Genomic DNA, 26555 nt, shown 5'->3' on the forward strand with positions numbered 1-26555 from the left:
TCTTTATGCTTTTGTCTGGCCGTAATAGGCGTGTTTGCCATGTTTGCGCTGGTAGTGCTTCTCCAGCAGGTAATCGGGCAGGGGGCGGGCCGCGGGGTTGATCTGGCCGGTGAGCCAGGCCATGCGCGCCACCTCCTCCAGCACCACGGCGTTGTGTACCGCGTCCTCGGCGCTCTTGCCCCAGCTGAAGGGGCCGTGGTTGGCCACCAGCACTCCCGGCATGGTGAGGATGGGGGTCTGCTTGAGGGTCTCGACGATGAGATGACCGGTCAGCCCCTCGTAATCCTCCTCCACTTCACCCGGGGTGAGCAGGCGCGAGCAGGGGATCTCGCCGTTAAAGTAGTCGGCCTGGGTGGTGCCGAAAATGGGGATGGCACGCCCCGCCTGGGCCCAGGCGGTGGCGTGGGTGGAGTGGGTGTGTACCACGCCGCCAAGCTCCGGATAGGCGCGATAGAGCACCAAATGGGTGGCGGTATCGGAGGAGGGGCGCAAGGCGCCTTCCACCTGCTTGCCGGCCAGATCCAGCACCACCATGTCTTCGAGCAGCATCCGCTCATAACTGACGCCGCTTGGCTTTATCACCACCAGATTGCGCTCTCGGTCTATGCCGCTCACGTTGCCCCAGGTGAAGGTCACCAGCTCGTGGCGCGGCAGATCCAGGTTGGCGACGAGCACCTGCTCCTTGAGCATCTTGAGGTTCATGCCGAAATCCCCCGGTTGTAGAGCGGCTCGGCGGCAGCGCCCCAGGCGAGGTAGCGCTGGTAGAGATGCTCGTATTCGGCGACCCGCTCAGGGTCAGGCTGGTGGGTGCGCTCCACGGCGCTCGCCATGTGGTGCTGGGCCTTGGCCACATCGGCGTGGATGCCGGCCGCCACGGCGGCAAAGATGGCCGCCCCTAGGGCGCAGCACTGATCCGAGGCCACCACCTGGATGGGCCTGTTCATCACGTCGGCGCAGGTCTGCATCACGGTGGCCGACTTGCGGGCGATGCCGCCAAGGGCGATCACCTGCTCCACCGGCACCTGCTGACTGGTCATGCACTCCATGATGCTGCGAGCCCCGAAGGCGGTGGAGGCGACCAGGGCACCGAACAGATCGGGCGCATCGGTGCCGAGGTTGAGCCCGGTGACGGTGCCCTGCAGGCGCTGGTTGGCATATGGGGTGCGGCGACCGTTGAACCAGTCGAGCACCACCGGCAGGTGGGCCAGATCGCGCTGCTGCTCCCAGGCGGTTGCAAGGCTTGGCAGCAGCTCCCGCTTGTGGGCCTCGATGGCGGTGCGCAGCTCCGGATACTGGGCGGCGAGGCTCTCCAGCGGCCAGCCGAGCTGGCGCTGATACCAGGCATAGATGTCGCCAAACGCCGATTGTCCCGCCTCCAGTCCCACCATGCCCGGCACCACGCTGCCGTCCACCTGGCCGCAGATCCCGGCAATGGCCCGATCACCTATGGTGGCTTCGTCGGCGATCAGGATGTCGCAGGTGGAGGTGCCGATCACCTTGACCAGCGCATTGTTGCCGGCCCCGGCCCCCACCGCCCCCATGTGGCAGTCAAAGGCGCCGCCAGCGATCACCACTTCGCAGGAGAGATGCAGCCGCTCCGCCCACTCGGTGGTCAGGGTGCCGACCGGCAGATCGGCGGTCCAGCTGTCGGTAAAGAGCGGGTAGTCGAGATCCTCGGTCAACAGCGGATCCAGCGCGTTGAGGAACTCGGCGGGGGGCAGGCCGCCCCAGCTCGGGTGCCAGAGGGACTTGTGGCCGGCGGAGCAGCGCCCGCGCCGGATGTCGGCCGGGGCCTGGGTACCGCTCAGGATGGCGGGCACCCAGTCGCACAGCTCGACCCAGTTGCAGGCGGCGGCGCGCACCGCCGCGTCAGCGCGGGAGACGTGCAGGATCTTGGCCCAGAACCACTCGGAGGAGTAGACCCCGCCGATGTAGCGGCTGTAGTCGGGGAACTGGCCGCCATGGCACAGGGCGGTGATGGCCTCGGCCTCCTCGATGGCGGTGTGATCCTTCCACAGCACGAACATGGCGTTGGGGTTGTCGGCAAACTCCGGGCGCAGTGCCAGCACTCGGCCCTCCTCGTCGATGGGGGCCGGTGTGGAGCCGGTGCTGTCCACCCCGATGCCACGCACGGCTGCGCGCTGACTCGGGGTGAGCTGGCTCACCACCGCCACCACCGCCTGCTCCATGGATTCCAGATAGTCGAGGGGGTGGTGGCGAAACTGGTTGGTGACCGGCTGACAGTAACGACCGGCCTGCCAGCGCGGGTAATAGACGACCTGGGTTGCCAGCTCGGCGCCGTCGTGGCAGCGCACGGCGAGTGCCCTGACCGAATCGCTGCCGAAATCGAGTCCGATGGTGATCTGCTCGGACCTGGGGTGCTCAGACATAAGTGCTCCTGACCATCAATGAGGGGTGACTGGGGAGGAACCATAGGAGATGGACTGGATGGGCGGTTAGCCATTGGCTGCTGGAAATATGGATTTAAACGCTATGCCGGCAAGAGGGTGACGGCCATCGAAGATCGGATATGTGATTATTTTGCTGAAAACATAGACAAAACAGCTGCAATTTCATGGCGTGATCCTGCTCTCCATTTTTCCATGTGAAAACGATTACAACTTGGTTCGCTCAACTAGCAACAACAATAACGTCCTGTTTAAGCATGTTTTTATATGGCTGCGACTTGATTGACTCAAGGAGCAGCACGGCGTGGATACATGGATTGATAGAACACCTGGAGACACTCGCATGAACAAAATCGTTAACAGCATGATCGCAATGGGGTTTGCCCTTGGTATGGCAAATTCTGCTTTCTCGGCCGAGACACTGAAGCTGGGCTACCTGGTCAAGCAACCGGAGGAGCCCTGGTTCCAGACTGAATGGAACTTCGCCGACAAGGCGGGCAAGAATCTCGGCTTCGAGGTGATCAAGATCGCCGTCCCCGATGGCGAGAAAACCCTCAATGCCATCGACAGCCTGGCGGCCAACGGCGCCAAGGGCTTCGTCATCTGCACCCCAGACCCCAAGCTCGGGGCCGCCATCATGGCCAAGGCCAACAGCATGGATCTGAAGGTCATCACGGTGGACGATCAGTTCGTCAACGCCAAGGGCCAGCCTATGGAGCAGGTGCCGCTGGTGATGATGGCCGCTACCAAGATTGGTGAACGCCAGGGCCAGGAGCTCTACAAGGAGATGCAAAAACGTCAGTGGGACGTGAAGGCGACCGGGGTGCTTGCCATCACCGCCGACGAGCTCGACACCGCCCGCCGCCGGGTCGAAGGCTCCCTGAGCGCGCTCAAGGCCGCCGGTTTCCCCGAGGCGCAGATCTACCGCTCACCCACCAAGGCCAACGACATTCCGGGGGCACTGGATGCCGCCAACTCCATGCTGGTGCAGCACCCCGAGGTGAAGAACTGGCTCATCGTCGGCATGAATGACAACACTGTGCTCGGCGGCGTGCGCGCCACCGAAGGGCAGGGCTTCAAGGCCGAGAACGTCATCGGCATCGGCATCAACGGGGTGGATGCGGTGAACGAACTCTCCAAGTCCAGCGCCACCGGCTTCCTCGGCTCCCTGCTGCCCAGCCCGGACGTGCACGGTTACAAGAGCATCCAGATGCTTCATGACTGGGTAGTCAACGGCGCCGAACCGGCCAAGTTCACCGAGGTGACCGACGTGGTGCTCATTACCCGCGACAACTTCAAGGTCGAGCTGCAGAAGAAAGGTCTGTGATTGACGCCATTTAAACCCTGACACCGAGACCGGCATGGCGCAGTGCGCCATGCCGGTCGGCTGGAGTGAAACATGAATCAGTCAGTTCCTTATCTGGAGTTTTGCGGCATCAGCAAGGAGTTTCCCGGCGTCAAGGCGCTAAGGAACGTCTCCTTCTGCTGCCAGCAGGGCACGGTGCACGCGCTGATGGGGGAAAACGGCGCAGGCAAGTCCACCCTGCTCAAGATCCTGAGCGGTTTTCAGTCGCCCACCACCGGGGTGGTGAAGCTGGCCGGCCAGGAGCGGGTCTTTCAGAGCACGGTCGATGCGCTGGAGAGCGGGATCGCCATCATCTATCAGGAGTTGCACCTGGTGCCCGAGATGACGGTGGCCGAGAACATCTACCTCGGCCAGCTGCCGACCCGGCGCGGGGTCATCGACCGGGAGAAGCTCTATCAGGATGCGGCCAGGCAGCTGGCGCGCCTCGGGATGGACGTCTCCCCCGAGACGCCGCTCAAGTACCTGTCGCTCGGGCAGTGGCAGATGGTGGAGATCGCCAAGGCGCTGACCCGGGATGCCAGCGTCATCGCCTTCGACGAGCCGACCAGCAGCCTGTCGTCGCGCGAGATCGAGCAGCTGTTTCGGGTCATCCGCCAGCTGCGTGACGAGGGCAAGGTCATTCTCTACGTCTCCCACCGGATGGACGAGATCTTCGCCCTGTGCGACGCCATCACGGTATTCAAGGACGGCCAGTTCGTGCGCACCTTCGCCTCCATGGCCGAGGTGGACCGGGATCTGCTGGTCAAGACCATGGTGGGGCGCGAGCTGACCGACATCTATGGCTACAGCCCAAGGCCGCTCGGCGAGGCGGGCCTCAAGGTGGAGCACCTGATGGGGCCTGGACTCAAGGCGCCGGTGTCGTTCGAGGTCAAACGCGGGGAGATCCTCGGCATCTTCGGGCTGGTGGGGGCCGGTCGCAGCGAGCTGATGAAGCTCATCTTCGGCGCCGACAAGATGCACAGCGGCGAGATCGCGGTATTTGGCAAGCCGGTGGTCATCGGCAGCCCCATCGACGCCATTCGCAGCGGCATCATGCTCTGCACCGAAGATCGCAAGGCACTTGGCATCATCCCCATTCACTCGGTGCAGGAGAACATCAACATCAGTGCCCGCCGTCACCACGCGTGGGGGGGCTTCTGGATCAACCAGCGGTGGGAGGACGAGAACGCGAGACTGCGGATCCGCGACATGCGGGTCAAGACCCCGTCTCCTCAGCAGGCCATCATGAACCTCTCCGGCGGCAACCAGCAGAAGGCCATTCTGGGGCGCTGGCTCTCCGAGGACATGAAGGTCATCTTGCTCGACGAGCCGACCCGCGGCATCGACGTCGGGGCAAAGAACGAGATTTACAACGTGATTTACGATCTGGCCAAGGTGGGCATCGCCGTGGTGGTGGTCTCCAGCGAGCTGCCGGAAGTGCTGGGCATCGCGGACCGGATCATGGTCATGCGGGAGGGGGAGATCGCCGGCGAGCTTTCCCACGACGAGGCCAACGAGGTCAAGGCGCTCAATCTGGCCATGCCGGCCCGTTGATCTGCTGACCGCAACGAGATAGCACCCGGAATTTTCAGGAGAAATACCATGACAACTACTACCTCAGTCGGCCAGGCCGCCAGCGCCGCGACGGCCAGCGGCTCCCGCCTGCAACTGGCCCGCGTCTGGGATCAATACGGCATGCTGGTGATCTTCGCCATCCTGTTTTTGCTGGCCTGCGTGCTGGTACCCAACTTCGCCAGCCTGATCAACATGCGCGGGCTCGGGCTCGCCGTCTCCATGTCGGGCATGGTGGCCTGCGGCATGTTGTTCTGCCTCGCCTCCGGCGAGTTCGACATGTCGGTGGGCTCAGTGGTGGCCTGCTCCGGCGTTGCCTGCGCGGTGGGCATCAACGCCACCGAGAGCATCACGGTGGGCATCCTGGCCGGCATGTCGGTGGGGGTACTGTTTGGCCTCATCAACGGCATCGTGGTGGCCAAATTCAAGATCAACGCCCTCATCACCACCCTCGCCACCATGCAGATGGCGCGCGGGGTCGGTTACATCATCTCCGACGGCAAGGCGGTGGGCATCGTCGAGGAGCGTTTCTTCGAGCTCGGCAACTCCGCCCTGCTCGGCATCCCGACCCCGGTCTGGCTGACCGCCGTCTGCTTCGTGCTGTTCGGCCTGCTGCTCAACAAGACTACCTTCGGTCGCAACACCCTGGCCATGGGGGGCAATGAGGAGGCGGCGCGCCTGGCCGGGGTCAACGTGGTGCGCACCAAGATCATCATCTTCACCATGACCGGGCTGATTGCCTCCATCGCCGGCATCATACTCGCCTCGCGCATGACCTCGGGTCAGCCGATGACCTCCATCGGCTTCGAGCTGGTGGTGATCTCCGCCTGCGTGCTGGGTGGGGTCTCCATGAAGGGGGGGATCGGCAAGATCTCCTACATCATCGCCGGGGTGCTGATCCTGGGGCTGATGGAGAACGCCATGAACCTGCTCAACATCTCCCCGTTTGCCCAGTACGTGGTGCGTGGCCTCATCCTGCTCGCCGCCGTGCTGTTCGACCGCTACAAGCAGGTACGCAAGGCGCGTATCTGATCCCTGTCCGACCGATGCAGGCCCGCGCGCTGCGGGCCTGCCGAGGGGTGCCCCATGGCGCACAACACATCCCGTTGTGAGCCAGTTCACCAATTTCACACGGCGCCACGCGCCGGATAGCGCGTTCTCAAGGTGAGTCTTTACAATGGCCCAAGCCGATTTTTTTACCCAAGCGCTGTTTTCCGCCATGTCCTCGATGCAAAAAGAGAAGCCGAAACAACTCAACCCCCTGCTGCCGGGCTATGCCTTCGACGTCTTCCTGGTCTCGGGCATGACCCCCATCGAGCAGGGGAGTGCGCTCGACTTCATCATCGACCGGCCCCAGGGGATGAAGGGCTTCATCGTCAATCTGACCATCAGGGGCAAGGGGCAGATCTTTCAGGGGGAGCAGGCCTTCACCGTGGAGCCTGGCGATCTGCTGTTGTTCCCACCCGCGGCCGTGCACCATTACGGCCGGGCGCCGGATGCCCAGGAGTGGTATCACCGCTGGGTCTATTTCCGGCCGCGGGCCTATTGGGCCGACTGGCTCAAGTGGCCGCAGGTGACGGAGCGGGTGGGGCGATTGCAACTGGCGGACGCCGCCTTGCTCGCCGAGTTCGATGCCCTGTTCCTCGACATCGAAGAGACCCACCAGCAGCTGCGACCCATGTCGGAGCAGCTGGCGATGAACCTGCTGGAGCGGCTGCTCATTCGCTGCTACGAAGCCTCCTCCCTGGATGCCTATCCCGCCATCGACCACCGGGTTCACCAGGCGTGCCAGATCTTAAGCGAGTCGCTCTGCGCCGAGATCTCGGTGGAGGCGTTGGCGGAGCAGGTGTTCTTGTCCCCCTCGCGCCTCGCGCACCTGTTTCGCGAGCAGGTGGGGGTGAGCATAGTGCGCTGGCGCGAGGATCAGCGCATAATGCGGGCCAAGCTGCTGCTGCAGACCACGCCGCTGTCGGTGGCCACCATAGGCCAGCAGGTGGGCTATGACGATCAGCTCTACTTCTCGCGTGTGTTTCGAAAGCGGGTGGGGGTCAGTCCCACCGAATATCGCAAGTGCGCCACCCCGCTGTGACCCCTCTTGCCTGAGGCTGCGGCCCATCTTGTCCATTCAGCATTCACCCCATGATGGGGTGGCTGCCTGGGGCTGCTGCTTTCTTCATCACTCCTCGTCGATGGCGGCGAAGCGCTCCACCAGATAGTCGATCAGGGCCCGCACTGAGGGGAGCAGGCCACGCCGGGAGGGGAACACGGCGTGGATGAGTTCGGGCTTCGGCTCCCAGGCAGGCACTACCTTGACCAGGGTGGCGGCGCTCAGCTGCTCCTGCACCATCAACAGCGGCAACTGCACCACCCCGACCCCGGCCAGCGCCGCACTGCGCAGCGCCACCATGTCGGTGGTGACGAAGCGGGGCTGGTGGGTGAGGTCGACCTGTGCCCCCTGCGGCCCGAACAGTGACCAGAGGTAGTGCTGCCGCGGCGTCCCCAGCCCCATGCTCGGCCAGCCGTGCAGATCTGCCGGTGCGGTGGGCAAGCCCTGCTGTGCGACGAGTGCCGGGCTGGCCACCAGGCACTGGCGACGTTGCGCCAGTATCCGGATCACCAGCTCGCTGTCCTGCAGCGGTGGCGGCCTGACCCGGATGGCCACATCGACCCCTTCGGCGATGGGATCGACCCGCCGATTGGTCCCTTCCAGCTCGACCCTGATCTGCGGGTGACGGGCCATGAAATCCGCCAGCATGGGGCCGATATGGGTATGCAGCAGGGCGATGGGGCAGCTCATGCGGATGAGCCCGCAGGGCTCGGCCCGGGTCATCTCGATGGCGGCCTGCGCCGCCTCGGCCTCCACCAGCATCGCCTTGCAGTGCTCGTAGTAGGTGCGGCCCAGCTCGGTCACCGCAAACTGGCGGGTCGAGCGTTGGAGCAGCCGCACGCCGAGCCGCTCTGCGAGCAGTGCGATGCGGCGGCTGAGACGGGATTTGGGCATGCCGATGGCGCGGCCGGCGGGGGCAAAGCCGCCGTGATCCACCACCTGGACGAAATAGTAGAGATCGTTCAGATCTTGCATAGGGTGCTCTCATCGTTCCAAAAATAGGACGCTGATGCCCAATTTAGCAGTCTACCCACCCGTTCGTCTCGAAACTATGCTGTCTCCAGTGTTCAATTCCACCGGATATGTCAGGAGCGACAGATGAAAAAGATCCTCGGCGTTTACAGCGCACCCCGTCCTCACTGGGTAGGCGACGGCTTTCCCGTCCGCTCTCTCTTCTCCTACAGCAGCCACGGCAAGCAGCTGAGCCCCTTCCTGCTGCTCGACTATGCCGGCCCGGCCAACTTTTCGCCGACCCGCCAGCCGCGCGGGGTGGGTGAACATCCCCATCATGGTTTCGAGACGGTGACCATCGTCTACAAGGGCGAAGTGGCGCACCGGGATTCGACCGGTCAGGGCGGCGTGATAGGTCCGGGCGACGTGCAGTGGATGACCGCCGGCGCCGGTATCCTGCACGAGGAATTTCACGCCCCGGCCTTCAGCGAGTCGGGCGGTGAGCTCGAGATGGTGCAGTTGTGGGTGAATCTGCCGAGCCGGCACAAGATGACGCCGCCCGGCTACCAGCCTATCTTGGCGGGCGACATTCCGACGGTGGCTCTGGCCAGCGACGCGGGGTCGGTGCGGGTCATCGCCGGCGAGTTTGAGGGGGTCCGTGGTCCGGCCCATACCTTCAGTCCGCTGCATGTCTGGGATCTGCGTCTGGTGCAGGGCAGTGTCAGCACACTCGAGTTGCCCGAAGGCTGGACCGGCGCGCTCATCGTGCTCAAGGGGTCCGTGCAGGTCAACGGCAGTGCCATCGCCCGGGAGGCGCAGATGGTGGTGCTGGACCGGGCAGGGCAGCAGGTCATGATCGAGGCAAACAGCGACGCCTCTGTGCTGCTGCTGAGCGGTGATCCCATCGAGGAGCCCATCGTGGGTCACGGTCCCTTCGTGATGAACAGCCATGAGGAGATAGTGCAGGCCATCGATGACTTCAACAGCGGCAGATTCGGCATGATGCCGGAGTGATAAATGGACCAGGCCCTCCCATGAGGGCCTTGTTTTTATGAGGCTGCGGATCAGCGCTGACGGGCCTTGAACCTGGGGTTGCTCTTGCAGATCACGAACAGCTTGCCGCGGCGGCGGACAATCTGGCAATCGGGGTGGCGCGACTTGGCTGATTTGAGGGAGGAGAGGACTTTCATGACTGCGCTTTTCCTTTGTTGAAGAACTGACCGAAACGCTGGCCGAAGCGGGCGACCTGACCTTCCTTGCTGACCTGCTTCTGCTTGCCGGTATAGAAAGGGTGTGACGCACTGGAGACATCCAGCGTCACATAGGGGTAGGTGTTGCCGTCTTCCCACAGCTTGGTGCGATCGGTCTTGAGGGTGGAGCCCACCAGAAAATAGGTATTGGCGGTCAGGTCGTGGAACAAAACCTGACGGTACTCGGGGTGAATGTCGGGACGCATGATGCTGGCCTCACAATTTGACTGTTATAACATAACAAATAAATCATGCCTTTGTTGAGAATAGATATCAACAATTTTTTGTCTTGTTTGGTGATGGGGTAACCGGCCGGGTTTGGTGATGTCGCTGCAGGGTTGGCAACAAGAGGTTGATGACGCGCTTTACTTTTGATTTTTACTGTATAAAAATACAGTTATAAATCATGGAGAAGTATCCTATGCGTCTGGAAATCATCATCGACAAAAAACATCAGGTGCCCACCTCGACCATGGAGGCGCTGCGTCAGGAGCTGCTCAAGCAACTGGGCGAGAAGTTCCCCGACCTGCATGTGCGGGTCGCCCCCGGCAGTGCCATGGCACTGACGGTCAGCCGCGCCAGCAAGGAGGACAAGGAGCTGGCTGAAGCCATGGTGCAGGAGGTATGGGAGAATGCCGACAGCTGGATGCCGGAGAGTGTTGCCTCCTGAGCCTGGTGGCCGGGATTTTATCTAGCGCCTCTCTTGCCGAACAAAAAACGCAGCCCAAGGCTGCGTTTTTTGTTGCTGGTGGGATGAGCTTCCGAGCTGATCGTACGTCAGTACTCAGCCTTTAATCCTCAACCGTCAAAGCCCGGCCCAGTGTTTGAGACTGTTGATCTGCACCCGCTGATCGGCCTGGGCGATGTCGCCGCTGGCGCGCAGTGCCTTAAGGGCGACAGGCAGGGCTGCCCGCACTTCGCTGGCCGTCATGCCAGCCTGCAGGGCCGGGTGATAGGCAAGCTTGAGCAGCACGTAATCGAGCCCGGTCGGGAAGCTGTCGATGCTATTGTCGTTGAAGATGGAGGGGAACACCTTGTCCGAATCGTTGGGCAGTCCCATCACCTGGGTGAGCTCCTCCACCACGCAGTCGAGAAAGCGCCCCTTGGCCCGGCTGTAATCCACCGGAATGATGATGGTGGCACGGGCCATCTCGCGGCGGGTATTGGTGGTGAAGTTGGCCATGCAGAGCCCCTCCTTGAGCGCCGTCTTGACGGAGGCATCCTGCCCCATGGTGCGTTTGGCCCAGCTCGCCATCTTGGCGCGTTCGGTCATGATCAGGGTGATGTTGGGCCGCTCGCTGACCAGGGCGATGGGACGGCCTATGATGCTGGCCAGATGCTGGCTCTGTACTTTGACCACCTCGCTTTGCAGCGCCTTGTCGCCAAATTCGTTGACCAGCTTGAGCCGGATGGGCTGCTCCCAGCGGGAGAAGTGCACGTTCTGTTCGTGGCCGTACTCCCGCTTCATGGCGACCTCGAAGAAACTCTCGGTGAGATAGGCATCGCTCTGCCAACGCTCGGCGGCCTGCAGACAGGGGCTTAGCAACAGGAGTGCCACCAGCCAGCGGCCGAGCGGCTGGCGCCGGTCTGAGTGGCGCACGGCAAGGTAACGGCGCAATGAAGTCATGTCTCCTCCTTGAAACAGTCGGGATCAGCGCGTGGCCCGTTCGAGATCGCGCCAGGTGAGCCAGAGCCGCAGATCAAACTCCAGTTGATGATAGTCGGGCTCCATATGCTGACAGAGCTGATAAAAGCCCTTGTTGTGATCCTTCTCCTTCAGGTGGGCCAGCTCGTGCACCACGATCATCTTCAGGAAGGCCGGGTGGGCCTCCTTGAACAGGGCGGCGATGCGGATCTCGTTCTTGGCCTTGAGCTTGCTGCCCTGCACCCGGCTCACATAGGTGTGCAGGCCGAGGGCATCCTTGATCACGTTGATCTTGCCATCGAAGATCACCTTGGAAAGCGGCGCCGAGCTTTTCAGGTAGCGGTTCTTCAGCTCCATGGTGTAGGCGAGCAGCGCCTTGTCACTCTGGATGAGGTGGGTCTCTGGATAACGCTTGGCCAGCACGTCCCCCAGCTTGCCCGCCGCGATTAGCTGTTGCACCTGGGCCTTGAGGGGCTCGGGGTAGCCACCGAGGTAGGTCAGTTCCGCCATGTCTGCATTACTCGTCATATCAAAAGAGCGCCATTGTAGTCAGCGCGTCGCCGCTTGCCTACCGTTTCGGGCCTTGCCTGCGTTGGCGCAATGAAAAGGGCCGTCATCGCGGGATGACGGCCCTTTTCGGTCAAGGGGGCTCAGCGCCTGCGATAGAGGCCCGGATCCACCTCTTCATACTGGCTCACCAGATGTTGATAGAAGGCGAGACTGGAGGGGGAGCTCGGCTTTTTGAGCTCATCGGCCACCCGATCCGGCTTGGCGATGATGAACTTGGGACTCTGGCGCTTGAGGTCGGCCAGTACCCGTTCACGCACGTCGTAGGGCGGGTTGACGTTGGCAAAGAACAGGTAGGCGGAGGCCGGCTGGCGATCGGTCCAGAGGTAATATTGCGGCTGGATGCCGTCCACCCAGATCTTGTCGGTGGGGCTGGTCTCGGCCTTGATCCGATCGACCCGTACCTGGGCCGGCGGGTTGAACGGCGTGCCCTTCAGGGTGCCTTCCCAGGCGTTGTTGAGCAGCAGGGCCAGCATGGCGAGCGAGGCGAGCCAGGGGGTGGCGCTGCGCACATCCCAGGCACGCCACAGGGGCACCAGGATGAGTACCGGCAGCGCCCACAACAGGCTGTTGCCGAGCACTTCACGCACCCGCTCCAGCGACAACTCCTTGGTGCTCCAGCCGTAACCCAGCTGCTGGGCCAGCAGCCAGCTGGCGGTCAGCACCACCAGCGAGATGCAGAGCAGGCCGAGGCCATCGGCCTGCTGTTCGCTGCGATCCAGCAGGCAGGCGAGCGGCAGCAGGGCCAGCGGCAGATAGAGCACATCGTAGTGATCGAACACGTGGCCGGAGACCGAGTTGGCGATCAGGGTGAAGATGACCCCAAACAGGGTGGCGCACAGGGCCGGCAGATACCACTCCTGACGGCGCCCCATCATCAGCACGATGAAGGCGGGCAACAGCATGATGAGGCCGGTACGCAACAGGCCGACACTGCCCACATCCGGCGAGAAGCCGTTGCCGTAGCTCCCCTCGAAGAAGATGTCGAAGGCGTAGTATTTGAATTCGGCCAGCAGGTTGTGATGCTGGAAGTAGGCGAGCAGCGGGCCGCCGACGAGCGCCAGCCCCAGCAGGCTGGAGCAGAGCAGGGAGAGGGCGCAGCGCCACTGCTCGCGCAGGCACCAGTGGCAGAACAGCACCAGATACCAGGCACCCCAGAAGGCGCCGTTGTTGGTGCGCATCCAGGCGACGATGGCAAAGGTGAGCGCGGCCACCAGCGCCGGTCCCCAGCTGCAACGCTTGTCCAGCAGCATGGTGATGAAGGCCCACTGGGCGATGAGGGCCAGATGGAACGTCCAGTCCTCGGTCATGTTGCCGTAGTAGTAGCGGGTACCGTAGAGCGCCAGCACCGCCAGCATGCTGCCGAGCCGGGCCCGCAGCGAGAGGCCGAGCTGGCCGAACGCCTGCCAGCTGGCCAGCAGCCCCAGCCAGCAGAGTGCCCATTCCAGCAGCCAGATCCCGAAGAAGCCGCCGAGGCCGTAGCCGAGGGCGTCGAGGGCGAAGATCATGGGGCCCTTGATGTCGATCATGTCCCGGTAAAGCACGCCCCCTTCGCTCCACATCTTGCCCATCACCGCAAACAGCGAGGCGTCAAAGCCTGGCGCCATGCCGTGGAACAGCGGGTTGCGCAGGCAGAACAGCAAGGCCAGCAAGCCGGTGAGCAGGATCACCAGCGGCCGCAGGCCCGGATTGACGCGAGGAGGGGTAAAACGGATGGCATGATTCATGGGTGACCTGTTCCTGCTGGGAAGTCTCGAAAGCGGGCCTATCTTGCCGAGCCTGACAGCACGATGCAATGGGCGAGGGGAATGTGCTTGAAATAATTTGTAAAAGTGCCGCTTTACGGCATGAAAGCGGCACGTGTTCTGACAACACCGGCTAAAGCGGCCTGGCGGACCTCCACCAAGGGGCCCGGCAGATCCTTACCGGGTGGATGGCCCCTGATACTCCACCAGTGCCGGCGCAGCGGCGAGCTCTGGCAGATAGCGGGCCCAGCGGATGAAGGCATCCGCCAGGGTGATGCCGAGCTCCTGGTTGTGCTGGGTCAGGGTGCGGGCCAGCGCGGTGTAGCCCTCCTTGCCGGAGGCGGTGTAGGCGCTGGAAACCCCCCGATAGATGGCATCGGCCTCGACCGGCTGCCACTGGCCGGGGGCGCGCTCCCACTCCAGCCGGGTGATCCGGCGCCCTTTGGGTTGGTCCGCCTGATAACAGAAGCGCACGCCGGCGGTATAGGGGAAGCTGCCGCTGCCATTGCCCGTCACGCCGTTGTTGGTGGCGTTGTCGATGGCCCCCTCCAGTGCCTCGGCCAGCTCATGGCCGTGCACCCGATAGAGGGTGAGCGGGATGGCGAAGGGCAGCAGGCGGCCGGCGATGTCCGCTTCGCTGAGCGGCCCGGGTTCGAGGGAACAGCGCACCCCGCCGGCATTGTGCAGGGCGAAGTCCACCTGACCGACTTGCTCGCGGGCCCCGGCCAGCATGGCGCTGGCCACCAGGGGCGCCACCTGGCTGCCGGCCGGCAGGCTGGCATCGGGCAGCCGCTGATGGTGCAGCGGCCCGCCAAGGCGGGTCACGATGCGCTGGGTCATGGTCTCGAGCTCGGGCCGGTAGCGTTTGGCCAGCAGTTGCTCGAGCGCAGGCGCCGGCTCGCAAAAGTGCAGCCCGGCCGGCGGTGTCGAGGCAAACGGCCAGGGCTGCCAGGGCAGCCACTCCAGCTGGCCACGGCTGCGCGCTACCCGGCCGTGCTGGTCAAACGTCAGCTCGCACACCCCGAGGCAGAGAGCGCTGTGGGCGGCGTGCAGGATGGCGACGCCGTTTCGCATCAGCGGATAGCTGCCCTCGCTCGCCAGACCGAGCGGCGCCAGATCCCCCAGCAGGCTGTGGGTGTGGCCACCGATGATGAGGCTGAGCTCGGGGAAATGCTCGGCCAGCTGTTTGTCCTGCTCCAGCCCCAGGTGGCTCAGCAGGATGATGTGGCGGATGCCGGCGGCCTTGATCTCTGCCAGCGCGGCTTTCAGGGTCTGCTCGATGCCGTGAAAGCGGGTGTGGGGATCAGGGCTGGCGATGGCCGCCATCTGCGGCAGCGTGATGCCGAGCAGGGCGAAGGGCACGCCGTCGATGATGCGCTGGTGCCAGGGACGGCTGGCATCATACAACTGAGGCAGACCGCGCAGTCGCAGCGGGGCGTCGGCGGGCTCCTGACTGCTGTCGAGGTTGGCGGCCAGCACCGGAAAGTCGAGCTGGCGCAAAAATTCCACCAGCGGCCCGTTGCCCAGATCGAATTCGTGATTGCCGATCACCATGGCGTCTGGCTGCAGCAGGCTGAGCAGGTCGGCGTTGGCGCGCCCCTTGAAGCGGTTGAAATAGAGCGAGCCCTGGAAGGTGTCACCGCCGTGCAGGAACAGGCAGGTCTGGCCCGCCGTGTCGGCTTGTCGGCGCAAGGCGTTGAGCCGGGTCAGGATGCGGGCGTAGCCACCACACTGGGTGCGCCACTCGGACTCGCCTGCGGGGGCGAAGCGCATGGGTGCGCCATCGAAATGGGAGTGGCAGTCACTGAAGTGGGCAAGTTGAACCGTAATACTCATCTCGGTCCTCCTTAGAGAAAAAAGAGCACCGAGTCTACTCCAATGGCGGGGGGAGATACCAGCCCGGCGGCAGGCCGGGCTGGTAGCGCGAATATAGAGGCGGGGCATCCGCTCAGGGAGCCCCGGCCAATTTAGGCAGGCACCATGATCTGGGTGGCGAGGATTACCACCAGCAGACCGACCGCGACTGGCACCGAGGTGCGCTTGACCACTTCGAACGGCGAGAGGTTGCCCATCCCCGCACAGGCGACCACCACCCCGGAAACCGGCGAGATGGTGCGGCCCAGGTTGGAGGCCTGCAGCATGGGGATCACCAGGTAGGCGGGGTTGACACCGAGGCTGGTGGCCAGATGGGGAATAAGCTCCACGAAGGCATAGAAGGGAGCGTTGCCGGACCCCGTGGTAAAGGCGGCCAGAGTGGTGATGACCACCAGCACCAGCATGATGACGATGCCGCCGGTACCAAAGCTCTGGGCCAGATCCAGGAGGTTGGCGATGAAGCCGAGCCCCATCAACCCCTGGGCAAACACCCCGGCACCCACCAGCAGCATCACCACGCCAGCGAAGGCGTCGGCCATGCTGCGCCAGCACACCTGCAACCCGTCCAGCAGCTCTTTGCCGTTGCGCTTGCGGGCCAGCTCCAGCAGGGCGGCCAGCACCAGGCAGATGACGATGATGGTGACGATGTCGAGCTTGGGCCCGAGTTTGCCGTCAAACAGCAGCACCCCGATGATGGGAGTAAAGGGCAGAATGGCGTAGAAACCGGGGGCATCGGTGATGAGATCGCTCGGGGCGACCGCCTCGTTGTGCTCGCCTGCCTTCTGATCCAGATAACGCTGCCAGAAGAAGTGGGTCACCGCCATGGCGGCGATGGCCACCAGCGAGATGGGCAGGGTCAGCTTGAAGGCAAAATCGAGCAGTTCCATGTTGGCGGCCTGGGCGGCCATCACCACGTCCCCGGAGGTGGGGGCCAGGATGATGGCGGCCGGCGAGGCACACACCGCCGCTGCGGCGCCACGGGAGATCCCCATATTGACCATCAGCGGGAACAGGGTGGCCATCAAGAGTACGCCGAGGCCGGTGGCGGAGCTCACCGCCAGCGACATGGCACAGGCCACCAGATAGGCGGCAACCAGCAGGATGTAGGGGGACTTGATGATGCCAAGCGGCTTGCTGGCCAGCTTCACCAAAATGGTGTTGGCGCCGATGTGGCTCATGTAGCCGGCGAAGCCGCACAGCACCATGATCAGCATGCCGAGGCCACCGCCCCGATCCACCAGCAGGAAGCGCACGTATTCGAAGATGTCGGTGGCCACGTGGCCGGTGGAGGTGACGCTGGTGGGCAGCACCGCCTTGCCCATCAGGGCGGTGATCGCCAGCAGCAGCAAGCCGCCGCTGAGCAACACCCCGGTGGCCGAGTAGCCCTTGAAGATGTAGCGACCCACAGCCAGGGTGACCAGGGTGCCGATAAGGAGTTCCATCATAGAGTGAGTTCCTGAGTACGAATGAAGGTGGATGCATTCCTGGCGTCAACTTGGAGGTTAATCTGGCCAATCCCGAAATGTATCGACATAAAACTCGGCGATTATTATCCAATAAGGGGTATCTCACCATGATGTTGCGCATCACTTGTGATCTTGCTTGCAAATCAATGGCGGTGCGGGGTTGCGACTTGTCAACCTGACACTTAGGCTTTGTGACGGGAGTAGGTGACAGTCGCGGGGATCGCGGTTAATCTCCTGCTTCGAGTATTAATGCGTTGATTATTAATTAAAATAACAACCCCGCCAGCAACGAGGTCAAGGCAGCAGAGATGGGAATGGTCAGCAAAGTTTTCATGGTGGCACTGATGTTGTTCGCCACCACGGCCGGGGCCGAGAGTTCCCATTACACCGGTATCAAGGCGGTGCCTGACATCAAGGTCGACTTTCAGTTTTATCGGGTTTCCGGACCGGATGTGGCGAGCCTGGCGCGCCAGATGACCAATGCGGGCACAGCCCGGGCCAACGGCCACATCGGCATGGCCAGTTACCAACTCTCCTGGCAGTTGCAGACCCGTCCCGAGGCGCAGCGCTGCGAGCTGGAGCAGGTCAGGGTCACCACCCGGATCAAGGTGATGGTGCCGAACTGGATGGACAAGGCCAAGGCTTCCGCCGCCGAGCGCCAGAAGTGGGACAAGCTGGTGGCCGCCATGTTCGATTACGAGAGCCGCCACAAAGATATCTTGCTGGAGAGCGTCAGCCAGCTCGGCATCCAGCTGGCGCAGCTGCCGGTGGAGCGCGACTGCGCCGCCCTGGAATATCAGGCCTGGCAGCGGGGGCAGGGGGTGCTGGCCAGCTCGCGCCAACGTTTCAGCCAGTTGCAGCAGCAGACCGATCACGGTCGCAAGCTGGGGCTTAACTGGCCAAAGGGCATCTGAGCCCGAGAGGATTTGAGCGAACAAAAAGGGCTCCCGCTGGGGAGCCCTTTTTGTTGTTGCGCCTTGCCGAGCATCTGAATGCTCACTGGAGTGGCTTGCCCTTGAGCAGCTTGCGCACCCAGTAGCGGGCCGGGTGGAGCGCCTCCAGCAGATCGGCCGCCAGCGGCAACGGATCGCCGCAGATCTCGCTGGCCAGCAGTTCGCCGCAAAGGGGCGCCGAGCAGAGTCCCCGCGAGCCGAGCGCCCCCAGCACATAGAGGCCGGGATGCAGCGGCAAGGGCGCGGCGTTTTGCTGATCGCCCTGCAGTCCGGCGTAGTGATCCGCGAGGTTGGCCAAGCTGGCGACTGGTCCCGCCACCGGCAGGTGATCCCGACTGGCACTGCGCACGCCGACCCGGGCCTGATTGCCACTCACATCCACCTCGGCGGGCCAGCTCTGCTGCGGCAGGCAGGCTTGCAGTCGCGCCTGGTTCTGGGCCTGCTCGTCGGTGCGAAACCCGAGGTCGGTCTGGTTGCGACCATAGCTGGCGCCGATGCAGTGGTGATCGTGGCTAGCCGGAGTGAGGTAGCCATCGTAGCAGAGCACGGTGTTGAGCTTGCTCAAGCTCACCGAGGTCGGCACATGGCTCACCTGGCCACGCACCGGGTAGAGCGGCAGCTCGGCAAAGGGGATGAGCGCAGGCAGCTGATGGCCGGCGGCCACCACCAGATTGGGGGCTTGCCAGCGGCGCCCGTCACGAGACTCGACCTGCCAGCCATCGGCCTGTTCGGCAATGGCGACCACCTCGGTATTGAACGCCACCTCAAGCAGCCCGCAGGCCTGCGCCTCCTGGATGGCGGCGTGGGTGAGATCCGCCGGGCAGAGCCAGCCCCCCTGCGGATAGCTGACGCCACCGTGACCGCAGGGCAGGCCGACCACTTGCTCAACCTCCGGCTCGGAAAGTACCTGCATCAGTTCGGGCGGGAAGGGGCCTTGTGCCATCTTGGCCAGCTTGGCGGCGGACTTGTCGTCATAGCCGAGCTGGGTGACGCCGCACAGCGAGAAGGCGACAGGGTGGCGCTCGGCCAGGGATAACAATCGGTTTCTGGCAAAGCCGAAGGCCAGCGAATAGAAGCGCGACAGGGCATCGTGCTCGCCGTTGAGCAGCGGGTAGAGGGCTCCCTGCCGGTTGCCGGAGGCGCCGGTCGCCGGCTCGCCATCCTGGCACAAGAGCGTCACCTTGCGGCCCCGCTCCACCAGCGAGAGCGCCGTCATGGCCGAGGCGATGCCGCCACCGATGATCAGCACCTCGCCCGCGCGGCCGGCAGGTCTGGCATACCAGGGGGCGATGGTCTGCTGTGGCTGTTTCTCTGCGCGCTCCCCGGCCAGCATCTCCCGCTTGCTGCCATGCCCTTTCACCTTCTGCATGGCAAAACCGGCGGCAATCAGGCCGCGGCGCACGAAGCCGGCACAGGTAAAGGTGGCGATGGTGGCGTGGGGCCGCGCCAGGCGGGCCAGGCCGTCGAACAATTCTTGCGTCCACATCTCCGGGTTCTTGGCGGGGGAGAAGCCATCAAGATACCAGGCGTCCACCAGCCCGTCTGCCGGGTGGGGCACCTGGGGCAGCATCTCCTTGATGTCGCCAAACCAGAGGTCGAGCCGGATGCGGCCGCCGGCAAAGAGCAGCCGATGACAGCCTGCAACGGGCAGCGGCCACTGCGCGATGAGGGGCTGGCTGAAGGTGGCGAGCTCTGGCCAGGCGGCCAGTGCCTTGCGCAGATCCTCCCGGGTCAGCGGGTATTTTTCGAAGCTGATGAAGTGGAGGCGGGCACCGTTGCCGGATTGGGGCGCCTGTTCCAGAAAGGCGGCCATTGTCGCCAGAAAGTTAAGACCTGTGCCGAAACCTGTCTCACCTATCACGAAAATGTCACTATCGTGATGCGAAAATCGCGCTGGCAGCCGATTTTGCTGCAAAAAGACGTAGCGGGTTTCACTTAGACCGTTATCATTGGAAAAGTACACATCTCCGAACTCATTGGAGACTGGAGTTCCCGCTTCATTCCAGTCCAATCGGGCATGATGTAAGGATGTTTGACTCACGTTTTCCTCTGCTCGCGTCACAAAATCGCGGGCATTCTACGTGAAAGCAGACCAGTTTGGCAGCCGAAAGCGGGTAGACTTGGCGCCAGTTTTTCCAGACGAGATGAATTAATGAGAAGAGCAGTGATCACCGGTATCGGCGTCATCTCCAGTATCGGCAACAACAAGGAAGAAGTGCTGGCCTCCCTGAAAGCAGGCAAATCTGGCATCACCTATTCCGAGCAGTTCGAACAGTACAACCTGCGCAGCCGTGTCTGGGGTAACATCAAACTCGACCCGTCTGAACTGATCGACCGTAAAGTCATGCGTTTCATGGGCGATGCAGCGGCTTATGCCTATCTCTCCATGCAACAGGCCATCGAAGACGCCGGTTTGCCGGAAGAGATGGTGTCCAACGAGCGTTCCGGTATCGTGACCGGCTCCGGTGGCGCCTCCGGCAAGAACACCTCCGAGTCTGCGGATATCGCCCGTGAGAAGGGCGTCAAGCGTGTGGGTCCCTACATGGTGCCGCGTACCATGTCCTCCACCACCTCCGCCTGCCTGGCCACCCCGTTCAAGATCAAGGGTGTCAACTACACCATCAGCTCCGCCTGCGCCACCTCTGCCCACTGCATCGGTCACGCTCTGGAACTGATCCAGCTTGGCAAGCAGGACATCGTCTTCGCCGGCGGCGGCGAGGAGCTGGACTGGTCTTCCACCATCCAGTTCGATGCCATGGGTGCCCTGTCCACCAAGTACAACGACACCCCGGAAAAAGCCTCCCGTACCTATGATGCGGATCGCGACGGTTTCGTCATCTCCGGTGGCGGCGGCATCCTGGTGGTCGAGGAGCTGGAACACGCCCTGGCCCGTGGTGCCCACATCTATGCCGAGATCACCGGTTACGGTGCCACCTCCGATGGCTACGACATGGTCGCGCCGAGCGGTGAAGGCGCGGTGCGTTGCATGAAGATGGCGATGCAGGGTGTCGGCAAGGTGGATTACATCAACACCCACGGTACCTCCACTCCGGTCGGTGACACCAAGGAGCTGGAAGCGATCCAGACCCTATTTGGCAGCAATGCGCCCAAGCTCTCCGCCACCAAGGCCATGACCGGTCATGCCCTGGGTGCTGCCGGCGTGCACGAGGCCGTTTACTCCCTGCTGATGATGGAACACGGCTTCATCGCCCCCAGCATCAACATCGAGACCCTGGACGAGAAGGCCGAAGGCCTGCCCATCGTGCGCGAGTACGAAGAGGCAGATCTCAATACCGTCATGTCCAACAGCTTCGGCTTCGGCGGGACCAACGCCTCCCTGGTGTTCAGCAAGTTCAAGGCTTGATGAGTCCACCATGAGTCGAAAAAAGGCGCCGCAAGGCGCCTTTTTCATTGGGTGTTCGTCAGCCCCGTTGCGGCAGCGGCAGCCGCATGTAGGTCGCGCCCTCGCCATATTCGGTGAGGGACTTGCGGGTTCTGGCCGGCTGGAAGCCCTGTTTGCGCCAGAAGGCCGGCGCATCCTGCACCGCCACCAGACCGGCGTGCTCAAACCCTTCGTCTGCGGCAAACGCAAGGGCGGTGGCGAGCAGCCGCTGCCCTATGCCCTTGCCGCGGGCCTGCCGTGAGACGGCGAGATCGTGCAGATAGAATTCGTCGTTGCCGGCCAGGCGTTGAATGGGGACGGAGAGCGGCGGTGGCTGGTGGGCGCGCCAGGGGTGGCAGAGCAAATAGCCCAGCACCTGGCCCTGATGTTCTGCCACCCAGCAGCAGGCGGGGGCCAGTTCGGCCTTGTTGCTCATGACTTCGATGGGCTCAGGATCCAGCTGGTGATAACACTCGTCCTGAATGGCCATGATGGCGGGCCAGTCGTTGGCCCGTGTCGTGCGGATCTTGATCATAGTGGTAGGGCATGGCTGCCCGAAAACGCTGATTAAGCAATGGATTCGTCAACCAGCGTACCAGAACCGGGTCATGAACTGAACAAGCATCTCCAAATGATGCCTGCTTTGATCAGCGCGCCGCCTGTTTGCTGACGACCTTGATGAGCTGGTAGCGCAGGGAAGGGGCATCTGCCGGCACATCGGTGAGCTGCTCCTTGCTGACGGTCAGTTGATAGCGGTAGCCGGGTTCAAACTGAAAGCCTTCAATCTGCTGATAGAACAGGGTCCAGGGCTGCTGCTCGTCACTGCGCACCTGCATGCACTGCATGGGGCCGACGCCGACGCAGTGTACCAGCTGGCTGTTGACGTAGAGGGTCTCGCCTGCGGTTGGCGTGGGGGCGCTTTGACAGGCGCTGAGCAGCAGGGCGGCAGCGGCGCTGAGGAACAGTGGTCTCATGATGAACTCCTTCGATGGAAAGGGGGGCATTAGAGCGGCAAATAAAAAGGCGGTCAATGACCGCCTTTGTAACAAAAAATCCGAAACCCGTGACTCAACGTTGGTCGAGCGGGGTGAACTCGCGTTGCGGCTGACCGGTATAGAGCTGACGCGGACGGCCGATCTTCTGATCCGGATCCGAGTGCATTTCGTTCCAGTGGGCAATCCAGCCGATGGTACGGGAGATGGCGAAGATCACGGTGAACATGGACATGGGAATGCCGATGGCCTTCATGATGATGCCGGAGTAGAAGTCCACGTTCGGGTAGAGCTTCTTCTCGATGAAGTAGGGGTCGGAGAGCGCGATGCGTTCCAGCTCCATGGCCACGTCCAGCAGCGGATCCTTGATCTGCAGCTCGGTCAGTACCTCGTGACAGGTTTCGCGCATCACGGTGGCACGGGGGTCGTGGTTCTTGTAGACCCGGTGGCCGAAGCCCATCAGACGGAACGGATCGTTCTTGTCCTTGGCCTTGGCGATGTACTCGGGAATGCGGTCAACGGAGCCGATCTCCTCGAGCATCTTGAGGCAGGCTTCGTTGGCACCACCGTGGGCCGGTCCCCACAGGGAGGCGATCCCCGCGGCGATACAGGCAAACGGGTTGGCGCCGGAGGAGCCGGCCAGACGCACGGTGGAGGTAGACGCGTTCTGCTCGTGGTCCGCATGCAGGGTGAAGATGCGGTCCATGGCGCGTTCGACGATGGGGTTGACCTTGTACTCTTCGGTCGGCACGCCAAACATCATGTGCAGGAAGTTGCCGGCATAGGAGAGGGCGTTACGCGGCTGCATGAACGGCTGACCGATGGAGTACTTGTAGCACATGGCGGCCAGGGTCGGCATCTTGGAGAGCAGACGGAAGGCGCAGATCTCGCGGTGCTCTTCGTTGTTGATGTCGAGGGCATCGTGATAGAAGGCTGAGAGCGCACTGACCACGCCGCACATGACGGCCATGGGGTGGGCGTCGCGACGGAAGCCGCGGAAGAAGAAGGCAATCTGCTCGTGCACCATGGTGTGGCGGGTGACCAGACGTTCGAATTCCGTGTACTGCGCCTTGGTGGGCGCCTCGCCGTACAGCAGGATATAGCAGACTTCCAGATAGCTAGCCTGGGTGGCCAACTGGGCGATGGGGTAACCACGGTGCAGCAAGACACCCTGATCGCCATCTATGTACGTAATGGATGATTTGCAAGAACCGGTTGCCATAAAACCGGGGTCGAAGGTGAAGTACCCTTGCGCGCCCAGTTTTCTGACATCGATCACGTCGGGTCCGACAGTTCCTGACAGGATCGGGAGTTCTACCGGGTCTTTACCGGGCAGATGTAGGGTGGCTATCTTATCAGCCATAGCACGTCTCCTTTGCTCTTTTATAATTTGATTCCAGCTCTACTTTATTACGAGTTTGATGACGCTGGCAAAGGTTCTGACCCGTACCAGGGCGGCTGGAGCGCCTTATTTGAAACAGAGTTCAGGGCTGTTGTCAATTTTGCTGGATGATCATTAATGATTTGTTAAATGAGTTGTGAGATCTGGTTTACGGTTTTGGGTTTTCTTTGTAGCTAATTGATTGTCATTGGTTAAGCCCGCCGATATACTGCGCCTCGTGGGTGATGGCTGTCGGTGTTTGAAACGCTTTCGCAAAGCTAGATGTGATATTGAAAATGTTATTTTTGGCTTTCCTGAGTTGTTTTGGTAACAAAAACCTAACAAATGCCACTCCATGCCCTCATAAGCGTGTAAAAACAATAACTAACGTGCTCAATGGAGCTGAGTGGGCAAAGCCGTGAAAAATAAACAGAGACCTGTAAACCTCGACCTACAGACGATCAGCTTTCCTGTCACCGCCATCGCTTCCATCTTGCATCGTGTCTCAGGGGTCATCACCTTTGTGGCGCTCTCAATCTTGCTGTGGATGCTTGGTACTTCACTCGCCTCTCCCGAAGGATTTGAGACCGTGGTGTCCATCATGGACAACTTCCTGGTCAAATTCGTGCTGTGGGGGATCCTGACTGCGCTGGCGTACCACATTGTGGGCGGACTGCGTCACCTGGTCATGGACATGGGCTATTGGGAAGAGCTGGAATCCGGTAATCAGAGTGCCCGTGTGGCCTTCGTGATCACCGCGGTTTTGGCGGTATTGGCGGGGGTACTGGTATGGTAACCAATTCTGCAACCTTCGGGCGCAGCGGCGTTCACGATTACATCCTGATCCGCGCCACCGCCCTCATCATGACCTGTTATGTCCTCTACCTGGTGGGCTTTGTCGCGTTCAACGACATCAGCTACGAGGTGTGGACCGGCTTCTTCGCCAAAACCTTCACCAAGGTGTTCACCCTGTTGGCGCTGCTGTGCGTACTGATCCACGCCTGGATCGGTCTGTGGCAGGTGCTGACCGACTATATCAAGCCGGTGGGGTTGCGCGGTGCGCTGCAATTTGCCCTGGTAGTGGTGCTGTTCGTCTACCTGATGACCGGCTTCGTTGTACTGTGGGGGGTGTAAGGTGACTATTCCAACTCGTGAATTTGATGCGGTGGTGATCGGTGCCGGTGGCGCCGGCATGCGGGCCGCGCTGCAGATTGCCCAATCCGGCAAGAGCTGCGCTCTGTTATCCAAGGTATTCCCGACCCGTTCTCACACGGTTTCTGCCCAGGGCGGGATCACGGTTGCGCTGGGCAATGCCCACGACGACAACTGGCAGTGGCACATGTACGACACCGTCAAGGGCTCCGATTACATCGGTGATCAGGAAGCCATTGAATACATGTGCAAGACCGGCCCCGAGGCCGTCTATGAACTGGAGAACATGGGCCTGCCCTTCTCCCGCTTCGACAACGGCACTGTCTATCAGCGTCCGTTTGGTGGCCAGTCCAAGAATTTCGGTGGCGAGCAGGCGGCCCGTACCGCGGCGGCAGCCGACCGTACCGGTCACGCCCTGTTGCACACCCTCTATCAGCAAAACGTCAAGAACAAGACCACCGTCTTCTCCGAGTGGTATGCGCTGGATCTGGTGAAGAACCAGGACGGCCACATCGTTGGCTGTACCGCCATCGACATGGAGAGCGGTGAAGTCGTCTACTTCAAGGCCAAGGCCACCGTACTCGCTACCGGCGGTGCCGGTCGCATCTACCAGTCCACCACCAACGCCCACATCAACACCGGTGATGGCGTCGGCATGGCGCTGCGCGCCGGGGTTGGCGTGCAGGACATGGAGTTCTGGCAGTTCCACCCGACCGGTATCGCCGGGGCAGGGGTGCTGGTGACCGAAGGTTGCCGCGGTGAAGGCGGCTACCTGCTCAATAAAGACGGCGAGCGCTTCATGGAGCGTTATGCGCCGAACGCCAAGGATCTGGCCGGTCGCGACGTGGTGGCCCGTTCCATCATGATCGAGATCCGCGAAGGTCGTGGCTGCGACGGTCCCTGGGGCCCGCACATCAAGCTCAAGCTGGATCACCTCGGTAAAGAGGTGCTGGAATCCCGCCTGCCCGGCATCTGCGAGCTCTCTCGCACCTTCGCCCACGTGGATCCGGTCAAGGAACCCATCCCCATCATCCCGACCTGCCACTACATGATGGGCGGCGTGCCGACCAACGTGAATGGCCAGTGCCTGACCCAGGACAAGGACGGCAACGACGTGCCGGTGGTCGGTCTGTTTGCGGTGGGCGAAATCGCCTGCGTTTCGGTGCACGGTGCCAACCGTCTGGGCGGCAACTCGCTGCTGGATCTGGTGGTATTTGGTCGCGCCGCCGGCATGCACCTGGTCAACACCCTGAGCGAGATGGAGCACGGCCGCGCCGCCTCCGACGCCGATATCGACGCTGCACTGTCCCGCTTCAATCGCTGGGAAAATTGCCGTGACGGTGAAGATCCGGTGCAGATCCGCAAAGACCTGCAGCGCTGCATGCAGAACAACTTCTCCGTATTCCGGGAAGGCGATGCCATGGCCGAAGGGCTGGCCGAGCTGAAACTCATCCGCGAGCGCCTCAAGAACGCCCGTCTGGACGACACCTCCAAGGAGTTCAACACCCAGCGCATCGAGTGCCTGGAGCTGGACAACCTGATGGAGACGGCCTATGCCACCGCGGTGGCTGCCAACTTCCGTACCGAGAGCCGGGGCGCCCACAGCCGCTTCGATTTCCCGGAGCGTGACGATGAGAGCTGGCTGTGCCACAGCCTCTATCATCCGGACACCGAGTCCATGACCCGTCGCGCTGTCAACATGTCACCCAAGACCCGTGAGGCGTTCCCGCCCAAGGTCCGGACTTACTGATTGCGGAGCTAGCC

Annotated in this window: 25 protein-coding genes; 11 read left to right on the forward strand and 14 right to left on the reverse strand. The window is 62.4% G+C overall.

What is annotated here, in order from left to right:
- Positions 1-3: 3 nt before the first annotated feature.
- Both PG899_RS02640 and PG899_RS02645 read right to left on the reverse strand, forming a co-directional pair.
- A complete protein-coding gene (locus PG899_RS02640; protein WP_077095935.1) occupies positions 4-702 on the reverse strand; it encodes an L-ribulose-5-phosphate 4-epimerase in 699 nt (232 codons plus the stop codon).
- The gene (locus tag PG899_RS02645) at positions 699-2390 is read right to left on the reverse strand and encodes a ribulokinase (protein WP_077095934.1); all 1692 of its coding nucleotides are present in this window, start codon (positions 2388-2390) and stop codon (positions 699-701) included. The genes PG899_RS02640 and PG899_RS02645 overlap by 4 nt, the downstream gene beginning before the upstream one ends.
- A gap of 361 nt (positions 2391-2751) precedes the next feature.
- Between PG899_RS02645 and PG899_RS02650 the strand changes: the two genes are divergently transcribed.
- The 4 genes from PG899_RS02650 to araC all read left to right on the forward strand — a co-directional run bounded on the left by PG899_RS02650 (position 2752) and on the right by araC (position 7414).
- On the forward strand, positions 2752-3735 hold the full coding sequence (locus PG899_RS02650) for an arabinose ABC transporter substrate-binding protein (protein ID WP_077095933.1): 984 nt from the start codon (positions 2752-2754) through the stop codon (positions 3733-3735).
- A gap of 72 nt (positions 3736-3807) precedes the next feature.
- A complete protein-coding gene (araG, locus tag PG899_RS02655; protein WP_077095932.1) occupies positions 3808-5307 on the forward strand; it encodes an L-arabinose ABC transporter ATP-binding protein AraG in 1500 nt (499 codons plus the stop codon).
- Positions 5308-5355: 48 nt separating this feature from the next.
- A complete protein-coding gene (araH, locus tag PG899_RS02660) occupies positions 5356-6357 on the forward strand; it encodes an L-arabinose ABC transporter permease AraH (protein ID WP_029303215.1) in 1002 nt (333 codons plus the stop codon).
- 145 nt (positions 6358-6502) lie between these two features.
- Positions 6503-7414: an arabinose operon transcriptional regulator AraC gene (araC, locus tag PG899_RS02665; protein ID WP_044799840.1), complete on the forward strand. Its 912-nt coding sequence runs from the start codon at positions 6503-6505 to the stop codon at positions 7412-7414.
- Between the two features lie 87 nt (positions 7415-7501).
- Here araC and PG899_RS02670 read toward each other — a convergent pair whose 3' ends face one another.
- Positions 7502-8407 carry a LysR family transcriptional regulator gene (locus PG899_RS02670; RefSeq protein ID WP_077095931.1) on the reverse strand — a complete coding sequence of 302 codons (906 nt, stop codon included), beginning with the start codon at positions 8405-8407 and terminating at the stop codon, positions 7502-7504.
- A 123-nt stretch (positions 8408-8530) separates the two neighbouring features.
- Here PG899_RS02670 and PG899_RS02675 point away from each other — a divergent pair, with 123 nt between their 5' ends.
- A complete protein-coding gene (locus PG899_RS02675; RefSeq protein WP_270696946.1) occupies positions 8531-9397 on the forward strand; it encodes a pirin family protein in 867 nt (288 codons plus the stop codon).
- Positions 9398-9447: 50 nt separating this feature from the next.
- Here PG899_RS02675 and ykgO read toward each other — a convergent pair whose 3' ends face one another.
- Complete coding sequence (ykgO, locus tag PG899_RS02680) at positions 9448-9573, reverse strand: type B 50S ribosomal protein L36 (RefSeq protein WP_005300174.1); 126 nt, start codon at positions 9571-9573, stop codon at positions 9448-9450.
- Positions 9570-9839 (reverse strand): type B 50S ribosomal protein L31, encoded by a 270-nt coding sequence (locus tag PG899_RS02685; RefSeq protein ID WP_010634187.1) that lies wholly within the window; start codon positions 9837-9839, stop codon positions 9570-9572. The genes ykgO and PG899_RS02685 overlap by 4 nt, the downstream gene beginning before the upstream one ends.
- A 215-nt stretch (positions 9840-10054) precedes the next feature.
- Here PG899_RS02685 and PG899_RS02690 point away from each other — a divergent pair, with 215 nt between their 5' ends.
- The gene (locus PG899_RS02690) at positions 10055-10303 is read left to right on the forward strand and encodes a DinI family protein (protein WP_011705785.1); all 249 of its coding nucleotides are present in this window, start codon (positions 10055-10057) and stop codon (positions 10301-10303) included.
- Positions 10304-10438: 135 nt separating this feature from the next.
- Here the strand turns inward: PG899_RS02690 and PG899_RS02695 are convergent, their stop codons facing one another.
- The 5 genes from PG899_RS02695 to dcuC all read right to left on the reverse strand — a co-directional run bounded on the left by PG899_RS02695 (position 10439) and on the right by dcuC (position 16910).
- Positions 10439-11260: a DUF2927 domain-containing protein gene (locus PG899_RS02695; RefSeq protein WP_077095930.1), complete on the reverse strand. Its 822-nt coding sequence runs from the start codon at positions 11258-11260 to the stop codon at positions 10439-10441.
- 24 nt (positions 11261-11284) lie between these two features.
- Complete coding sequence (locus PG899_RS02700) at positions 11285-11788, reverse strand: M48 family metallopeptidase (protein ID WP_011705787.1); 504 nt, start codon at positions 11786-11788, stop codon at positions 11285-11287.
- A 140-nt stretch (positions 11789-11928) separates the two neighbouring features.
- Positions 11929-13572 carry a hypothetical protein gene (locus PG899_RS02705; RefSeq protein WP_179101384.1) on the reverse strand — a complete coding sequence of 548 codons (1644 nt, stop codon included), beginning with the start codon at positions 13570-13572 and terminating at the stop codon, positions 11929-11931.
- A 195-nt stretch (positions 13573-13767) separates the two neighbouring features.
- Positions 13768-15426, reverse strand: coding sequence for a bifunctional metallophosphatase/5'-nucleotidase (locus tag PG899_RS02710; RefSeq protein WP_077095928.1), 1659 nt, complete (start codon positions 15424-15426; stop codon positions 13768-13770).
- Positions 15427-15557: 131 nt separating this feature from the next.
- Entirely contained in the window at positions 15558-16910 is a 1353-nt protein-coding gene (dcuC, locus tag PG899_RS02715) for an anaerobic C4-dicarboxylate transporter DcuC (protein WP_016350497.1), read from the reverse strand.
- Positions 16911-17245: 335 nt separating this feature from the next.
- Here dcuC and PG899_RS02720 point away from each other — a divergent pair, with 335 nt between their 5' ends.
- Positions 17246-17845 (forward strand): DUF922 domain-containing Zn-dependent protease, encoded by a 600-nt coding sequence (locus PG899_RS02720; protein WP_179101383.1) that lies wholly within the window; start codon positions 17246-17248, stop codon positions 17843-17845.
- Positions 17846-17927: 82 nt separating this feature from the next.
- On the opposite strand, the gene mnmC is transcribed toward PG899_RS02720, so the two are convergent.
- Positions 17928-19946, reverse strand: a complete 2019-nt coding sequence (gene mnmC, locus PG899_RS02725; RefSeq protein WP_179101382.1) for a bifunctional tRNA (5-methylaminomethyl-2-thiouridine)(34)-methyltransferase MnmD/FAD-dependent 5-carboxymethylaminomethyl-2-thiouridine(34) oxidoreductase MnmC — start codon at positions 19944-19946, stop codon at positions 17928-17930.
- Positions 19947-20036: 90 nt separating this feature from the next.
- On the opposite strand from mnmC, the gene fabB reads away from it, so the two are divergent.
- Positions 20037-21248 carry a beta-ketoacyl-ACP synthase I gene (gene fabB / locus PG899_RS02730; protein WP_029301086.1) on the forward strand — a complete coding sequence of 404 codons (1212 nt, stop codon included), beginning with the start codon at positions 20037-20039 and terminating at the stop codon, positions 21246-21248.
- A gap of 58 nt (positions 21249-21306) precedes the next feature.
- On the opposite strand, the gene PG899_RS02735 is transcribed toward fabB, so the two are convergent.
- The 3 genes from PG899_RS02735 to PG899_RS02745 form a co-directional block, all read right to left on the reverse strand.
- Positions 21307-21801 (reverse strand): GNAT family N-acetyltransferase, encoded by a 495-nt coding sequence (locus tag PG899_RS02735; protein ID WP_042065806.1) that lies wholly within the window; start codon positions 21799-21801, stop codon positions 21307-21309.
- Positions 21802-21913: 112 nt separating this feature from the next.
- Positions 21914-22240 carry a DUF4377 domain-containing protein gene (locus tag PG899_RS02740; RefSeq protein WP_077095926.1) on the reverse strand — a complete coding sequence of 109 codons (327 nt, stop codon included), beginning with the start codon at positions 22238-22240 and terminating at the stop codon, positions 21914-21916.
- A 94-nt stretch (positions 22241-22334) separates the two neighbouring features.
- Entirely contained in the window at positions 22335-23621 is a 1287-nt protein-coding gene (locus PG899_RS02745) for a citrate synthase (protein WP_005300205.1), read from the reverse strand.
- Positions 23622-24045: 424 nt separating this feature from the next.
- On the opposite strand from PG899_RS02745, the gene sdhC reads away from it, so the two are divergent.
- The 3 genes from sdhC to sdhA are packed head-to-tail and all read left to right on the forward strand — an operon-like array spanning position 24046 to position 26541.
- Complete coding sequence (gene sdhC / locus PG899_RS02750; RefSeq protein ID WP_011705795.1) at positions 24046-24435, forward strand: succinate dehydrogenase cytochrome b556 subunit; 390 nt, start codon at positions 24046-24048, stop codon at positions 24433-24435.
- Positions 24429-24773, forward strand: a complete 345-nt coding sequence (gene sdhD / locus PG899_RS02755) for a succinate dehydrogenase, hydrophobic membrane anchor protein (protein ID WP_011705796.1) — start codon at positions 24429-24431, stop codon at positions 24771-24773. The genes sdhC and sdhD overlap by 7 nt, the downstream gene beginning before the upstream one ends.
- Before the next feature lies 1 nt (position 24774).
- Positions 24775-26541, forward strand: coding sequence for a succinate dehydrogenase flavoprotein subunit (gene sdhA, locus PG899_RS02760; protein ID WP_011705797.1), 1767 nt, complete (start codon positions 24775-24777; stop codon positions 26539-26541).
- The last annotated feature ends 14 nt before the right edge of the window (positions 26542-26555 follow it).

It is taken from the genome of Aeromonas sp. QDB39 (assembly GCF_027707585.1).
GTDB classification, from domain to species: domain Bacteria; phylum Pseudomonadota; class Gammaproteobacteria; order Enterobacterales; family Aeromonadaceae; genus Aeromonas; species Aeromonas hydrophila.

Bases quoted from the DNA above. Each gene is read 5' to 3' on its own strand.
- PG899_RS02640 (WP_077095935.1), bottom strand. From the start codon at position 702: ATGAACCTCAAGATGCTCAAGGAGCAGGTGCTCGTCGCCAACCTGGAT.
- PG899_RS02745 (WP_005300205.1), bottom strand. From the start codon at position 23,621: ATGGCTGATAAGATAGCCACCCTACATCTGCCCGGTAAAGACCCGGTA.
- araC (WP_044799840.1), top strand. From the start codon at position 6,503: ATGGCCCAAGCCGATTTTTTTACCCAAGCGCTGTTTTCCGCCATGTCC.
- PG899_RS02720 (WP_179101383.1), top strand. From the start codon at position 17,246: ATGGTCAGCAAAGTTTTCATGGTGGCACTGATGTTGTTCGCCACCACG.
- PG899_RS02685 (WP_010634187.1), bottom strand. From the start codon at position 9,839: ATGCGTCCCGACATTCACCCCGAGTACCGTCAGGTTTTGTTCCACGAC.
- PG899_RS02650 (WP_077095933.1), top strand. From the start codon at position 2,752: ATGAACAAAATCGTTAACAGCATGATCGCAATGGGGTTTGCCCTTGGT.
- ykgO (WP_005300174.1), bottom strand. From the start codon at position 9,573: ATGAAAGTCCTCTCCTCCCTCAAATCAGCCAAGTCGCGCCACCCCGAT.
- fabB (WP_029301086.1), top strand. From the start codon at position 20,037: ATGAGAAGAGCAGTGATCACCGGTATCGGCGTCATCTCCAGTATCGGC.
- PG899_RS02645 (WP_077095934.1), bottom strand. From the start codon at position 2,390: ATGTCTGAGCACCCCAGGTCCGAGCAGATCACCATCGGACTCGATTTC.
- PG899_RS02695 (WP_077095930.1), bottom strand. From the start codon at position 11,260: ATGACTTCATTGCGCCGTTACCTTGCCGTGCGCCACTCAGACCGGCGC.
- PG899_RS02670 (WP_077095931.1), bottom strand. From the start codon at position 8,407: ATGCAAGATCTGAACGATCTCTACTATTTCGTCCAGGTGGTGGATCAC.
- araG (WP_077095932.1), top strand. From the start codon at position 3,808: ATGAATCAGTCAGTTCCTTATCTGGAGTTTTGCGGCATCAGCAAGGAG.
- PG899_RS02705 (WP_179101384.1), bottom strand. From the start codon at position 13,572: ATGAATCATGCCATCCGTTTTACCCCTCCTCGCGTCAATCCGGGCCTG.
- sdhD (WP_011705796.1), top strand. From the start codon at position 24,429: ATGGTAACCAATTCTGCAACCTTCGGGCGCAGCGGCGTTCACGATTAC.
- PG899_RS02690 (WP_011705785.1), top strand. From the start codon at position 10,055: ATGCGTCTGGAAATCATCATCGACAAAAAACATCAGGTGCCCACCTCG.
- PG899_RS02710 (WP_077095928.1), bottom strand. From the start codon at position 15,426: ATGAGTATTACGGTTCAACTTGCCCACTTCAGTGACTGCCACTCCCAT.
- PG899_RS02740 (WP_077095926.1), bottom strand. From the start codon at position 22,240: ATGAGACCACTGTTCCTCAGCGCCGCTGCCGCCCTGCTGCTCAGCGCC.
- PG899_RS02735 (WP_042065806.1), bottom strand. From the start codon at position 21,801: ATGATCAAGATCCGCACGACACGGGCCAACGACTGGCCCGCCATCATG.
- PG899_RS02675 (WP_270696946.1), top strand. From the start codon at position 8,531: ATGAAAAAGATCCTCGGCGTTTACAGCGCACCCCGTCCTCACTGGGTA.
- PG899_RS02700 (WP_011705787.1), bottom strand. From the start codon at position 11,788: ATGGCGGAACTGACCTACCTCGGTGGCTACCCCGAGCCCCTCAAGGCC.
- dcuC (WP_016350497.1), bottom strand. From the start codon at position 16,910: ATGATGGAACTCCTTATCGGCACCCTGGTCACCCTGGCTGTGGGTCGC.
- araH (WP_029303215.1), top strand. From the start codon at position 5,356: ATGACAACTACTACCTCAGTCGGCCAGGCCGCCAGCGCCGCGACGGCC.